This window comes from Streptomyces sp. SolWspMP-5a-2 (genome assembly GCF_900091845.1).
Classification (GTDB): domain Bacteria; phylum Actinomycetota; class Actinomycetes; order Streptomycetales; family Streptomycetaceae; genus Streptomyces; species Streptomyces doudnae.
On the sequence record NZ_FMCI01000155.1, the window covers coordinates 1 to 12,986 of the forward strand.

The following is a 12,986-nucleotide window of genomic DNA, read 5'->3' on the forward strand; positions in this document are numbered from 1 at the left end:
GTGCCGCGCGGGTGCGGGGCTCCGGGGCCGCGGCCGGGCCGGTGTCACTGCTGGGGGCCGCCGGGGGTCATGCCGTGGACGGCGGGGACGGTGCCCAGGCGCCCCTTCTGGAAGTCCTCGAACGCCTGCTGGAGTTCGTCGCGGGTGTTCATGACGAACGGGCCGTAGTGCGCCATGGGCTCGCGGATGGGCTGTCCGCCGAGGAGGACGACCTCCAGGTCGGGGGTGTTGCCGTCCTGCCGCTCGTCCGCGCGGACGGTCAGCGAGGACCCGGCGCCGAAGACGGCGGTCTGGCCCAGGTGGACCGGGCGGCGCTCGGTGCCGACCGAGCCCCTGCCCGCCATGACGTAGGCGAGGCCGTTGAAGTCCTCGCGCCACGGCAGGGTCAGCTCGGCGCCCGGTGCCACCGTCGCGTGGATCATCGTGATCGGCGTGTGGGTGGCGCCGGGTCCCTGGTGGCCGTCCAGCTCACCGGCGATGACGCGGATCAGCGCGCCGCCGTCCGGGGTGGTGAGGAGCCCGACCTCGCCGCTGCGCAGGTCCTGGTACTTCGGGGCCATCATCTTGTCCTTGGCCGGGAGGTTCACCCACAGCTGGAGGCCGTGGAAGAGGCCGCCCGAGACGACCAGGGACTCCGGCGGCGCCTCGATGTGCAGGAGGCCGGAGCCCGCCGTCATCCACTGGGTGTCGCCGTTGGTGATGGTGCCGCCGCCACCGTGGCTGTCCTGGTGGTCGAAGACGCCGTCGATGATGTAGGTGACGGTCTCGAAGCCGCGGTGCGGGTGCCACGGGGTGCCCTTGGGCTCGCCCGGCGCGTACTCCACCTCACCCATCTGGTCCATCATGATGAACGGGTCGAGATGGCGGTAGTTGATCCCGGCGAACGCCCGGCGCACCGGGAAGCCCTCGCCCTCGAAACCGCTCGGCGCGGTGGTGACGGTGAGCACGGGGCGTGCCACCGCGTCGGCCGGCGCGGTCACGCGCGGAAGCGTCAGCGGGTTCTCGACGGTCACTGCAGGCATGTCGGTACCTCCTTGTACGGCCACTTTAGTTGAGCGTTGAACTTTCTGCCACCCCCAACACGAGGAGCCCGGAGGGAATTCCCTCCGGGCTCCGACGACGGGGCGGTCCGCCGGCCGTCCGCGCTGGCGCGCGGGCGTCCTCTCAGCCGTACATGCGGCGCATCGCAAAATCGACCATCTGTTCGACGGCCTTGGCGTCGAAGACCATCCGGTGCTCCCCCTCCATGTCGACGACGAACCCGTATCCGGTCGGCAGCAGGTCGATCACCTCGGCGCCGGTGATCACGAAGTACTTGGACTCCTTGCCCGCGTACCGGCGCAGCTCCTTGAGCGAGCTGAACATCGGGATCACCGGCTGCTGGGTGTTGTGCAGGGCGAGGAAGCCGGGGTTGTCGCCGCGCGGGCAGTACACCTTGGACGTCGCGAAGACCTGCTGGAAGTCCTCGGCCGCCATCTGCCCGGTGGTGAACGCCCGCACCGCGTCCGCGAGCGACGGCGGCGACGGCTCGGGGTACAGCGGCGGCTGCTGCCCGTAGCCGCCGGGCATCTGCTGCTGCGGCGGGGTGTACTGCTGCTGGGCGCCCACGTTCTGGTCGTAGCCGTACATGTTCGAAAGAGTACTCAGTCACAGATGGCCGGATCGGGCTTGCTTCTTATTACCGACGGGTAGCATCATCGTAGCTACTTGCTGGTATGTGAACGGGCGCGAGGATCCAGTGCCTCGCCGATCTCTCTACGGAGCTGTCGCCATGGGGCACTACAAGTCGAATCTCCGCGACATCGAGTTCAACCTCTTCGAGGTGCTCGGCCGGGACAAGCTGTACGGCACCGGACCCTTCGGGGAGATGGACACCGAGACCGCCAAAAGCGTCCTGGAGGAGCTGACCCGCCTCTCCGAGAACGAGCTGGCCGAGTCCTTCGCGGACGCCGACCGCAACCCCCCGGTCTTCGACCCGGAGACCAACACCGCCCCGGTCCCCGCCTCCTTCAAGAAGAGCTACAAAGCCTTCATGGAGTCGGAGTACTGGCGGCTCGGCCTGCCCGAGGAGATCGGCGGCACCACCGCGCCGCCCTCCCTGATCTGGGCCTACGCCGAGCTGGTCCTGGGCGCCAACCCGGCCGTCTGGATGTACTCCTCCGGCCCCGCCTTCGCGCGCATCCTCTTCGAGGAGGGCACCGAGGAGCAGAAGAAGGCGGCCGCCGTCGCCGTCGAGCGGACCTGGGGCTCCACCATGGTCCTCACCGAGCCCGACGCCGGTTCCGACGTCGGCGCGGGCCGCACCAAGGCCGTCCGGCAGGAGGACGGCTCCTGGCACATCGAGGGCGTGAAGCGCTTCATCACCTCGGGCGAGCACGACATGGAGGAGAACATCCTCCACTACGTCCTGGCCCGCCCCGAGGGCGCGGGCCCCGGCACCAAGGGCCTCTCCCTCTTCCTGGTGCCCAAGTACCTCTTCGACTTCGAGACCGGTGAGCTGGGCGAGCGCAACGGCGTCTACGCCACCAACGTCGAGCACAAGATGGGCCTCAAGGCGTCCAACACCTGCGAGATGACCTTCGGCGACCGCCACCCCGCCGTCGGCTACCTGATCGGCGACCGGCACGACGGCATCCGGCAGATGTTCCGGATCATCGAGTTCGCCCGCATGATGGTCGGCACGAAGGCCATCTCGACGCTCTCCACCGGCTACCTGAACGCGCTGGAGTACGCCAAGGAGCGGGTCCAGGGCCCGGACCTCGCCCACTTCATGGACAAGACCGCGCCCAAGGTCACCATCACCCACCACCCCGACGTCCGCCGCTCTCTGATGACGCAGAAGGCGTACGCCGAGGGCATGCGCGCGCTGGTGCTCTACACCGCCTCCGTCCAGGACGCCATCGCCGTCAAGGAGGCCGAGGGCGAGGACGCGAAGACCGAGCACGCCCTCAACGACCTGCTGCTGCCGATCGTGAAGGGGTACGGCTCCGAGAAGGGCTACGAGCAGCTCGCCCAGTCGCTCCAGACCTTCGGCGGCTCCGGGTTCCTCCAGGAGTACCCGATCGAGCAGTACATCCGGGACGCCAAGATCGACACCCTCTACGAGGGCACGACCGCCATCCAGGGCCAGGACTTCTTCTTCCGGAAGATCGTCCGCAACCAGGGCGCCGCGCTGAACTCGCTCGCCGAGGACATCAAGAAGTTCCTGGCGCTGGCCACCGGCGGCGAGGAGCTGGCCGGCTCCCGCGAGCACCTCGCGAAGGCCGCCGTCGAGCTGGAGGCGATCGTCGGCCTGATGCTGACCGACCTCGCCGCCACCGAGCAGGACGTCAGGAACATCTACAAGGTGGGCCTGAACACCAGCCGCCTGCTGCTGGCCTCGGGCGACGTCGTCGTCGGCTACCTGCTCCTCAAGGGCGCGGCCGTCGCCGCCGAGAAGCTGGAGACCGCCTCCAGCAAGGACCGGGCCTTCTACACCGGCAAGATCGCGGCGGCGAAGTTCTTCGCGGCCACCGTGCTGCCCGGCGTCACCGGCGCCCGCAAGCTCGCCGAGGGCGTCGACCTGGACCTGATGGACCTGGACGAGGCCGCCTTCTAGGACGACGCGGAGCCGACCCCGGCGGGGCCCGGCGGGCGCGAGGAGCCCAGCCGAGCCCGCGTTCAGGCGGCGCCCGTTCGGGGTAGCCAGAATTCCACATCGCCCTCACGAGGGCCCGCTCCGGGCACGCGGAGTGGGCCCTCGTACGTCGTTAAGGTGAACCCATGAGCGAACCCCACCGCTTCGACCGCGGCCACACCGACGACCTCATGTCCTTCCTGACGGCCAGCCCGTCGCCGTACCACGCGGTCGCGAGCGCCGCCGAGCGGCTGGAGAAGGCAGGCTTCCGGCAGGTCGCGGAGACGGACGCCTGGGACGGCACGAGCGGCGGCAGGTACGTGCTGCGCGGCGGCGCGCTGGTGGCCTGGTACGTCCCCGAGAGCGCGGCGCCCCACACGCCGTTCCGCATCGTCGGCGCGCACACCGACTCACCGAACCTGCGGGTCAAGCCGCTGCCCGACACCGGCGCGCACGGCTGGCGCCAGGTCGCGGTGGAGATCTACGGCGGCCCGCTGCTGAACTCCTGGCTCGACCGGGACCTCGGCCTGGCCGGACGGCTCAGCCTGAGAGACGGCTCGACCCGCCTGGTCAACATCGACCGGCCGCTGCTGCGGGTCCCGCAGCTCGCCATCCACCTGGACCGGTCCGTCACCGCCGACGGTCTCAAGCTCGACAAGCAGCGCCACCTCCAGCCGATCTGGGGCCTGGGCGACGTCCGCGAGGGCGACCTCATCTCCTTCCTGGAGGAGTCCGCCGGGCTCGCCCCCGGCGACGTCACCGGCTGGGACCTGATGACCCACTCCGTGGAGCCGGCCGCCTACCTGGGCCGCGACAACGAGCTGGTCGCGGGCCCCCGGATGGACAACCTGCTCTCGGTGCACGCCGGGGTCGCCGCCCTCACCGCGGCCGCCGCGGGCGAGCCGCCCTTCATCCCGGTGCTCGCCGCCTTCGACCACGAGGAGAACGGCTCCCAGTCGGACACCGGCGCGGACGGCCCGCTGCTCGGCGGCGTGCTGGAACGTTCGGTCTTCGCCCGCGGCGGCTCCTACGAGGACCGGGCGCGGGCGTTCGCCGGCACCGTCTGCCTCTCCTCCGACACCGGTCACGCCGTGCACCCCAACTACGCCGAGCGCCACGACCCGACGCACCACCCGCGGGTCAACGGCGGCCCGATCCTCAAGGTGAACGTCAACAACCGCTACGCCACCGACGGTTCGGGGCGCGCGGTGTTCGCCGCCGCGTGCGAGCGGGCCGGGGTGCCGTTCCAGTCGTTCGTCTCCAACAACTCGATGCCCTGCGGCACCACGATCGGCCCGATCACCGCGGCCCGGCACGGCATCAGGACCGTCGACATCGGCGTCGCGATCCTCTCCATGCACAGCGCCCGCGAACTCTGCGGCACCGACGACCCGCATCTGCTGGCGAACGCGCTGGTGGCGTTCCTGCGGGGATAGCCCGCCCGGCGCACGACGGTGCGTCAAGTGCGCATTGGGCGCATGGGTGTTGGCGGCCGGGGTACCCGGGTTCCGGGCCGGAGAGACCGGACCCGGACTCGGCCGGACAGAGGGGCGACACTCATGGGCCTCGGTGGATGCATCATCCTCATCGCTGCGGGAGCCATTCTCACGTTCGCGACCGACTGGCACATGCAGGGCGTCAACCTGCATCTGGTCGGCGTGATCCTGATGATCGTGGGCCTGATCGGCGTGACCACCTTCAGCAGCATCGCCCGGCGCCGCCGCGTGGTGGTGCCCTCCGCCGCCCCGGTGGTCGAGGAGGAGCGCCACCGCCGGGACGGCTACAGCGACGGCTACGGCGTCTGACCCCCGGCGTCCGGCGCCGCGCCGGACGCGTCGTCCTGCTCCGGGTCCATCCCGGCGAGGACCAGCGGGAGCCGGTCGGCGCCGCCCTCGGCGAGCCGCACCGGCACCCCCCAGTCCTGCTGGTGGACATGGCACGCCGGGTACGGGTTGGCCGGGTCGTCGTCGCAGGACGCGGCCATCGCCGACACGTGCAGGACACCCTCGGTGACCGCCGGGTCCAGCTCAAGGACCCGGGCCAGCCCGGTGCCCGCGCCCTCGCCCGCGCGCAGCAGGCCGGGCGGGGTGGACGACACCAGGAGCCGGGTCGAGGGCCCGTAGCGGGTGTCGAGCTTCTGCCCCGCAGGGGCCTGGAAGATCACGTCCAGGCGCAGCGTGCCGGGGGCGACCTCGGTGGCCGCGCGCCGGGTGCGGTGGGCCACCGACTCCACCCGCACCGCCTCCTCGGGCAGCCGCAGCCGGGTCAGCCGGTGCCTGGCCGACTCCACGACGACGATGTCCGCGCCGGACAGCACCGCGCCGCTCGGCTCGCGCAGGTCCGTGGCGAGCGTGGTGACCTCGCCGGTAGCGGGGTCGTAGCGGCGCAGGGCGTGGTTGTAGGTGTCGGCGACGGCGACCGAGCCGTCCGGCAGGGCGGTGACGCCCAGCGGGTGCTGGAGCAGCGCCTGCCCGGCCGCGCCGTCCCGGTGCCCGAAGTCGAAGAGCCCGGTGCCGACGGCGGTGTGGACGGCACCCCCGCGGTCCACCCAGCGCAGCGCGCTGGTCTCGGAGTCGGCGAGCCACAGGCGCTCCCCGCCGGGGGAGACCGCGAGCCCCGAGGGCTGCGCGAACCAGGCCTCGGCGCCGGGGCCGTCGACCAGGCCCTCGTTGGTGGTGCCCGCGGTGACCCGGACCGTGCCGTCGGCCGGGTCCAGGGCCCAGAGCTGGTGCACGCCCGCCATCGCGATCCACACCAGGCCCTGCCACACCGCCACGTCCCACGGCGAGGAGAGGCTGACCTCGCGGGCCGGGCCCGAGGCCGGGTCGCCCTGCATCCACTGCCTGCCGGTGCCGGCCGCCGTGGTGACGTCCCCGGTCGCGAGATCCACCCTCCGCAGCGCGTGGTTGACGGTGTCGGCGACGATCACCGCGCCGTCGCCGAGGAGGGCGAGGCCCTGCGGTTCGCTGAACGCGGCGTGCGCGGCCGGGCCGTCGGCCAGCCCGCGGGCGCCCGAGCCGATGCGGCGCAGCACGCTCTCGCCGTCCGCCGCCAGCTCCACGAGCTGGTGCCGGGTGGTGTCGCTGACCAGGAACGTGCCGCCGGGCAGCGCGATCGCCTTGCCGGGGAAGCGCAGCACGGTCGGCTCGGGCTCGGGCGCCACGTAGGGGCCGTCGCCGCGCCGCAGGGTGCCCTTGGCCGCGTGCTCGGCCTCCAGCTCCGCCACCAGCCGCTCGATGGCGTGCACATGCCCCTCACCGGCGTGCTGGGCGACGACGTACCCCTCCGGGTCGATCACCACCAGCGTCGGCCACGCGCGGACCGCGTACTGCTTCCAGGTGACCAGCTCGGGGTCGTCCAGGACGGGGTGGGCCACGCCGTACCGCTCGACGGCGTCCACCACGGCGGCGTGCTCCGCCTCGTGCACGAACTTCGGCGAGTGGACCCCGATCACCACGACCGTGTCGGAGTGCTTCTCCTCCAGCTCCCGCAGCTCGTCCAGGACGTGCAGGCAGTTGACGCAGCAGAACGTCCAGAAGTCCAGGACGACGATGCGTCCTCGCAGGTCGGCGAGGGTGTACTGGTGATCGCCCGTGTTCAGCCAGCCGCCCTTGCCGACCAGCTCGGGGGCGCGGACGCGCACGCGCCGGGGAGTGGAGTCGTTCATGGATCCAGGGTGCCACGCCCCTCGGACACCGCTCGCGGGCGGCCCGCTCAGTCCGACGGGCTACGACCGGCGTTCCCCGGGCGCCGGCGGGGAAGCCGTCAGACATGAGATTCCTCGTACGCGACCGGCTCCTCGGCTTCGGTGACGACTACTGGATCGAGGACGACCACGGCAACAAGGTGTTCCTCGTCGACGGCAAGGCCATGCGGCTGCGGGACACCTTCGAGTTGAAGGACACCCGCGGGCGCGTCCTGATCGACATCCACCAGAAGATGTTCGCGCTGCGCGACACCATGGTCGTCCAGCGGGACGGCGAAGCCCTCGCGACCATCAAGCGCAAACGTCTGTCCCTGCTGCGCAACCACTACCGGGTCGCCCTCTCCGACGGCACCGAGCTGGATGTCAGCGGCAAGATCCTGGACCGCGAGTTCGCCGTGGAGTTCGACGGCGAGCTCCTCGCCGTGATCTCCCGCCGCTGGCTGCACCTGCGCGAGACCTACGGCATCGACGTGGTCCGCGACGACGCCGATCCGGCGCTGCTGATCGCGGTGGCGGTGTGCGTGATCCACCTGGCGGACAAGGAGCGGGAGGACGACTGAGCGGGCCGGCGGGACCGGGTGGGGCGGGCGGGGCGGGCGTCCCGCCCGCCGTCGCGCGTGGCGACCGATTCGCCCGCGTCTACGGCGGTCTGGGGACGGAGGGCGCGCACACTACCATCGTCCTGGCATTCGGCCCGCCCGCACGGGCCTACGATCGTCACACGAAAGCACTGCCGGGGTGCCTCACAGCAGCGTAACTTGGGGGTCCCCCCTGTTCGAGCCAGGGCGAGGACTCGGGGGGTCGCAAGACACCCGCCGAGAGTCACCTCCCACTGGCACCGCCGCCGTCACCAGCCCGTGTACCGACCGCCGAGGGGTCCCGTTCCGTGAGTCTGCATCCCACTCTCCAGCACTACGCCGACGCCTGGACCCACTCCATCGACGCGATATCGGAGCTGGTCGCCCCGCTCGTCGAGGGTGAGTGGAACCGGCGGACGCCGTGCCCAGGCTGGTCGGTGCGGGATCTGGTCTCCCATCTCATCGGCCTGGACTGCGAGATGCTCGGCGACCCGCGCCCGATCCACACGCTGCCGCGCGACCTCTTCCACGTGACCAACGAGAGCCAGCGCTACATGGAGATGCAGGTCGACGTCCGCCGTCACCACACCTCCCCGGAGATGACCTCCGAGCTGGAGTACACGGTCATCCGCCGCAACCGGCAGCTGCGCAACGAGACGCGCGACCCGGGCACCAAGGTGCGCAGCCCCTTCGGCACCGACCTCACCCTGGAGGAGTCGATGCGCACCCACGCGTTCAACGTGTGGGTGCACGAGCAGGACCTGCGGGCCGCCCTCGGTGTCCCCGGCAACCTCGACTCCCCCGGCGCCCAGGTCGCCCGGGACGTGCTGCTGGCCGCGCTGCCCAAGGTCGTCGCGGAGGACGCCGAGGCGCCGCGCAGCTCGGCCGTCGTCTTCGACGTGCACGGGCCGGTGGAGTTCCTGCGCACGATCCGCATCGACATCCAGGGCCGCGGCACCCTGGAGACGGCCCCGGCCCTCGGCCCGGCCGCCAGCTTCGCGCTGGACTGGGAGACGTACGTGCGCCTGGCCTGCGGCCGGGTGACCACGGAGGCGGTCGCGGACCGCGTCAAGGCGGACGGCGACCCCCGTCTGACGGCGGCGATCCTGCGCAACTTCACGGTCACGCAGTAGCGGGACGGGGCACCGGGGGACGCCGGCCGGCCGCCGCCGTCCCCTCACCGTGCCCGCGCCGTGCGGGAGTTCAGGCCGGGACGTGCACCGTCTCCACCCGGCTGGCCACCAGCCGCTCGCGCTCCAGGCGCGCGGCCCGGGTGCGCAGCCGCAGGATCTGCGTGATGCCGACGGCCTGGAGGACGAACACCACCGAGAAGGCGATCGCGTAGTTGTCGCCGGTGGCGTCCAGGAGCACACCGATCGCGAACAGCGTCGTCATCGAGGCCACGAAACCGCCCATGTTGGTGATGCCGGAGGCGGTGCCCTGACGCTCGGGCGGGTTGGCCGGGCGGGCGAAGTCGAAGCCGATCATCGAGGCGGGGCCGCAGGCGCCGAGCACCGCGCAGAGCACCACCAGCAGCCAGGTCGGCGCGTGGTCGCCGGGGTAGACCAGCGTCGCCGCCCACACCACGGCGGTCGCCGCGACCGTGGACAGCGCGAGCGGCAGCCGGGCCGCGTGGTGGCGGGCCACCACCTGGCCGTAGACCAGGCCGATCAGCATGTTGGACAGGACGACCAGGGTGAGCAGTTCACCGGCCTCGGCCCGGGTCAGGCCCTGCGCCTGGACCAGGAACGGCAGCCCCCACAGCAGCAGGAAGACCATCGCGGGGAACTGCGTCGTGAAGTGCACCCACAGCCCGAGCCGGGTGCCGGGCTCCCGCCAGGACGCGGCGATCTGCCGCCGCACGTAGGCCGCGCCCTGGTGCGGGAACGGCTCCGGCTCGTGCCCCTCGGGGTGGTCCTTGAGGAAGAGCAGCAGCAGGACGAGGACGACGAGACCGGCGACCGCGCTGCCCGCGAAGGCGGCGGTCCAGCCGACGCCGTGCAGCAGCCGGGCCAGCACGAGGGTGGAGACGAGGTTGCCCGCCATCCCGACCAGCCCGGCGAGCTGGGCGACCATCGGGCCGCGGCGGGCCGGGAACCAGCGGGTGCCGAGCCGCAGCACGCTGATGAACGTCATCGCGTCGCCGCAGCCCAGCAGCGCGCGGGAGGCGAGCGCGGTGCCGTAGGAGGGGGAGAAGGCGAAGCCGAGCTGGCCCGCGGTGAACAGGACCACCCCGATGGTCAGCACCTTCTTGGTGCCGAGCCGGTCGACGAGCAGGCCGACGGGTATCTGCATGCCCGCGTAGACCAGGAGCTGGAGGATGGAGAAGGTGGACAGCGCCGAGGCGTTGACGTGGAAGCGGTCCGCCGCGTCGAGCCCGGCCACCCCCAGCGAGGTGCGGAAGATGACGGCGACGAAGTAGACCGCGACGCCTATGCACCAGACGGCGATCGCGCGCCGGCCGCCGGGCGGGTCGCCCGGCAGGGAGACCGTGGAGGAGCCGCTCATCGCACCTCACCCCGGGCCAGGTGCGAGAACCAGCCGACGTGCCGGTGGACGACGTCCACGGCGGCCTCCGCGTCCCCGGCGCGCAGCGCGTCCAGGATCTCCTCGTGCTCGGCGAGGGTCTTGGCGATCCGGTCGGGGTGCGAGTACATGACCGCGACGCCCATCCTCAACTGCCGGTCGCGGAGCTGGTCGTAGAGGCGGGAGAGGATCTCGTTGCCGCCGCTGCGGACGATCTCGGCGTGGAAGCAGCGGTCGGTGACGGCGGCGGCCGCCAGGTCACCGGCGGCGGCCTGCGCCTTCTGCTCGGCGAGCAGCCCCTCCAGCCGCTCCACGAGCCCCGCGGGCGCCGGGACGGCCTTGCGGGCGGCGTGCACCTCGACGAGCAGCCGGGTCTCGACGACGTCGGCGATCTCCTGCGCGGACACCGGCAGGACCAGCGCCCCCTTCTTCGGGTAGAGCCGGATCAGCCCCTCCACCTCAAGACGCAGCAGCGCCTCGCGCACCGGGGTGCGGGAGACCCCGACGGCGTCGGCGAGTTCGCCTTCGGTGAGGAGCGTTCCGCCCTCGTAGTGGCGTTCCAGGACGCCCTGCTTGACGTGGGTGTAGACGCGGTCGGCGGCGGGTGGCTGTTTGACGGGCGCGAGCGGGACTGCGGGCATGCCGACAGGATAGATACATCACGTACGCATGAGGGGATCGGTCCAGCATGCGGACGCGCTCTGTATCAACGCCGTCACAGAACCCCGACCCGCCTCATTCGTTGCACAACCATCCGTGCTAGATACGTGTCTTACTCATGCGGCCTTTCTGCTCTGCCCTCCAACTCGGCCGCACCGCAGGCGCATTCAACACAATCGGGGTACTTCAGTTGATAAACGGCATCAAGGGCATCCGTATCCGCAGAGCCGCAGCCGTCGCCGTCACGTCAGGCGCGATGCTCGCCGCCGGAGCCCTCACCGCGGCACCCGCGCAGGCCGTCGCCACGCCCACGATCGCCGCCAAGGGCGGCTACGTGATGAACAACGCGAACGGCAAGTCCCTGTACTCGAAGGCGGCCGACACCAAGCGCTCCACCGGCTCCACCACCAAGATCATGACCGCCAAGGTCGTGCTCTCGCAGGCCAATCTGAACCTGGACTCCAAGGTCACGATCCAGATGGCCTACAGCGACTACATCGTCTCCAAGAACGCCTCCTCGGCGCGGCTGATCGTCGGCGACAAGGTGACCGTCCGTCAGCTCCTGTACGGGCTCATGCTCCCGTCGGGCTGCGACGCCGCCTACGCGCTCGCCGACAAGTTCGGCACCGGCACGACGCGCGCCAAGCGGGTGGCCAACTTCATCGGCAAGATGAACTCCACCGCCAAGTCGCTCGGCCTGAAGAACACGCACTTCGATTCCTTCGACGGCATCGGCAGCGGCTCCAACTACTCGACGCCGCGCGACCTGACGAAGCTCGCCAGCAGCGCCATGAAGAGCTCCACGTTCCGCACGGTCGTGAAGACGAAGTCGTACACGGCGAAGACGGTCACCAAGACCGGGGGCACCCGCACCATGGCCGCCTGGACCAACACCAACACCCTGCTCAGCAGCTACAGCGGCACCATCGGCGTGAAGACGGGCTCCGGCCCCGAGGCGAAGTACTGCCTCGTCTTCGCCGCCACCCGGGGCGGCAAGACCGTCATCGGCACGGTGCTCGCCTCCACCAGCGCCTCCGTGCGCTCGACGGACGCGACGAAGCTCCTCAACTACGGCTTCGCGACGGCCGGCTGACGACCACCGCACAGCGCGCCGAAGGGGGCCTCCGCACCGGCGGAGGCCCCCTTCGTCATGTCCCGTGCCCGGAAGGTCAGTTCCAGGTCATCAGCCGCTTGGGCTGCTCCAGGACCGCCGCCACGTCGGCCAGCACCTTGGAGCCCAGCTCCCCGTCCACCAGCCGGTGGTCGAAGCTGAGCGCCAGCGTGGTGACCTGCCGCGGCTTCACCTTGCCCTTGTGCACCCACGGCTGGAGCCTGATCGCGCCGACCGCGAGGATCGCGGACTCGCCGGGGTTCAGGATCGGGGTGCCGGTGTCGATGCCGAAGACGCCGACGTTGGTGATGGTCAGCGTGCCGCCCTGCATGGCCGCCGGGGACGTCCTGCCCTCGCGCGCCGTCGCCACCAGCTCGGAGAGGGACTCGGCGAGCTGCGGCAGCGTCTTCGCGTGCGCGTCCTTGATGTTCGGGACGATCAGCCCGCGCGGGGTGGCCGCGGCGATGCCGAGGTTCACGTAGTGCTTGAGCACGATCTCCTGGGCCGCCTCGTCCCACGAGGCGTTGATGTCCGGGTTGCGCCGGACGGCGACCAGGAACGCCTTGGCGATCAGCAGCAGCGGGTTGATCCGCAGCCCGTGGGTGCCGTAGGTGTCCGGGGACTCCTTCAGCTCCTGGACGAGCTTCATCGTGCGCGTGACGTCCACCGTGACGAACTCGGTGACGTGCGGCGCGGTGAAGGCCGAGCCGACCATCGCCTGCGCGGTGGCCTTGCGGACGCCCTTGACCGGGACGCGGGTCTCGCGGGCGCCGTCGAAGGAGGCGACCG

Annotated in this window: 12 protein-coding genes; 6 read left to right on the plus strand and 6 right to left on the minus strand. The window is 71.2% G+C overall.

Annotated features, from left to right (window positions below):
• Positions 1 to 44 precede the first annotated feature (44 nt).
• Complete coding sequence (locus tag GA0115242_RS15770; protein ID WP_093828840.1) at positions 45 to 1,022, minus strand: pirin family protein; 978 nt, start codon at positions 1,020 to 1,022, stop codon at positions 45 to 47.
• Positions 1,023 to 1,164: 142 nt separating this feature from the next.
• A complete protein-coding gene (locus GA0115242_RS15775) occupies positions 1,165 to 1,629 on the minus strand; it encodes an SseB family protein (RefSeq protein WP_093828842.1) in 465 nt (154 codons plus the stop codon).
• Between the two features lie 142 nt (positions 1,630 to 1,771).
• Here GA0115242_RS15775 and GA0115242_RS15780 point away from each other — a divergent pair, with 142 nt between their 5' ends.
• The 3 genes from GA0115242_RS15780 (at position 1,772) to GA0115242_RS15790 (ending at position 5,421) form a co-directional block, all read left to right on the plus strand.
• A complete protein-coding gene (locus GA0115242_RS15780; RefSeq protein ID WP_093828844.1) occupies positions 1,772 to 3,598 on the plus strand; it encodes an acyl-CoA dehydrogenase in 1,827 nt (608 codons plus the stop codon).
• Between the two features lie 164 nt (positions 3,599 to 3,762).
• A complete protein-coding gene (locus tag GA0115242_RS15785; protein ID WP_093828846.1) occupies positions 3,763 to 5,052 on the plus strand; it encodes a M18 family aminopeptidase in 1,290 nt (429 codons plus the stop codon).
• A gap of 123 nt (positions 5,053 to 5,175) precedes the next feature.
• Positions 5,176 to 5,421, plus strand: coding sequence for a DUF6458 family protein (locus GA0115242_RS15790; RefSeq protein ID WP_093828848.1), 246 nt, complete (start codon positions 5,176 to 5,178; stop codon positions 5,419 to 5,421).
• Here GA0115242_RS15790 and GA0115242_RS15795 read toward each other — a convergent pair.
• A complete protein-coding gene (locus GA0115242_RS15795) occupies positions 5,409 to 7,283 on the minus strand; it encodes an NHL domain-containing thioredoxin family protein (RefSeq protein ID WP_093828850.1) in 1,875 nt (624 codons plus the stop codon). The two genes, GA0115242_RS15790 and GA0115242_RS15795, sit on opposite strands and share 13 nt — an antisense overlap.
• Before the next feature lie 104 nt (positions 7,284 to 7,387).
• On the opposite strand from GA0115242_RS15795, the gene GA0115242_RS15800 reads away from it, so the two are divergent.
• Both GA0115242_RS15800 and GA0115242_RS15805 read left to right on the plus strand, forming a co-directional pair.
• Complete coding sequence (locus tag GA0115242_RS15800) at positions 7,388 to 7,882, plus strand: LURP-one-related/scramblase family protein (RefSeq protein ID WP_093828852.1); 495 nt, start codon at positions 7,388 to 7,390, stop codon at positions 7,880 to 7,882.
• Positions 7,883 to 8,208: 326 nt separating this feature from the next.
• Positions 8,209 to 9,033: a maleylpyruvate isomerase family mycothiol-dependent enzyme gene (locus GA0115242_RS15805; protein WP_093828854.1), complete on the plus strand. Its 825-nt coding sequence runs from the start codon at positions 8,209 to 8,211 to the stop codon at positions 9,031 to 9,033.
• A 70-nt stretch (positions 9,034 to 9,103) separates the two neighbouring features.
• On the opposite strand, the gene GA0115242_RS15810 is transcribed toward GA0115242_RS15805, so the two are convergent.
• The gene (locus tag GA0115242_RS15810) at positions 9,104 to 10,408 is read right to left on the minus strand and encodes an MFS transporter (RefSeq protein WP_093828856.1); all 1,305 of its coding nucleotides are present in this window, start codon (positions 10,406 to 10,408) and stop codon (positions 9,104 to 9,106) included.
• A complete protein-coding gene (locus GA0115242_RS15815; RefSeq protein WP_093828858.1) occupies positions 10,405 to 11,067 on the minus strand; it encodes a GntR family transcriptional regulator in 663 nt (220 codons plus the stop codon). Before GA0115242_RS15815 ends, GA0115242_RS15810 begins: the two co-directional genes overlap by 4 nt.
• A gap of 209 nt (positions 11,068 to 11,276) precedes the next feature.
• Here GA0115242_RS15815 and GA0115242_RS15820 point away from each other — a divergent pair, with 209 nt between their 5' ends.
• Positions 11,277 to 12,179, plus strand: a complete 903-nt coding sequence (locus GA0115242_RS15820; protein ID WP_093828860.1) for a D-alanyl-D-alanine carboxypeptidase family protein — start codon at positions 11,277 to 11,279, stop codon at positions 12,177 to 12,179.
• A 76-nt stretch (positions 12,180 to 12,255) separates the two neighbouring features.
• Here the strand turns inward: GA0115242_RS15820 and GA0115242_RS15825 are convergent.
• Positions 12,256 to 12,986, minus strand: a 731-nt coding sequence (locus GA0115242_RS15825; protein WP_141721607.1) for a dihydrolipoamide acetyltransferase family protein, incomplete at its 5' end; no start/stop codon positions are given.

Coding starts and splice junctions, on each gene's coding strand:
- GA0115242_RS15810 (WP_093828856.1), bottom strand. CDS start 10,408: ATGAGCGGCTCCTCCACGGTCTCCCTGCCGGGCGACCCGCCCGGCGGC.
- GA0115242_RS15795 (WP_093828850.1), bottom strand. CDS start 7,283: ATGAACGACTCCACTCCCCGGCGCGTGCGCGTCCGCGCCCCCGAGCTG.
- GA0115242_RS15815 (WP_093828858.1), bottom strand. CDS start 11,067: ATGCCCGCAGTCCCGCTCGCGCCCGTCAAACAGCCACCCGCCGCCGAC.
- GA0115242_RS15780 (WP_093828844.1), top strand. CDS start 1,772: ATGGGGCACTACAAGTCGAATCTCCGCGACATCGAGTTCAACCTCTTC.
- GA0115242_RS15800 (WP_093828852.1), top strand. CDS start 7,388: ATGAGATTCCTCGTACGCGACCGGCTCCTCGGCTTCGGTGACGACTAC.
- GA0115242_RS15790 (WP_093828848.1), top strand. CDS start 5,176: ATGGGCCTCGGTGGATGCATCATCCTCATCGCTGCGGGAGCCATTCTC.
- GA0115242_RS15770 (WP_093828840.1), bottom strand. CDS start 1,022: ATGCCTGCAGTGACCGTCGAGAACCCGCTGACGCTTCCGCGCGTGACC.
- GA0115242_RS15785 (WP_093828846.1), top strand. CDS start 3,763: ATGAGCGAACCCCACCGCTTCGACCGCGGCCACACCGACGACCTCATG.
- GA0115242_RS15775 (WP_093828842.1), bottom strand. CDS start 1,629: ATGTACGGCTACGACCAGAACGTGGGCGCCCAGCAGCAGTACACCCCG.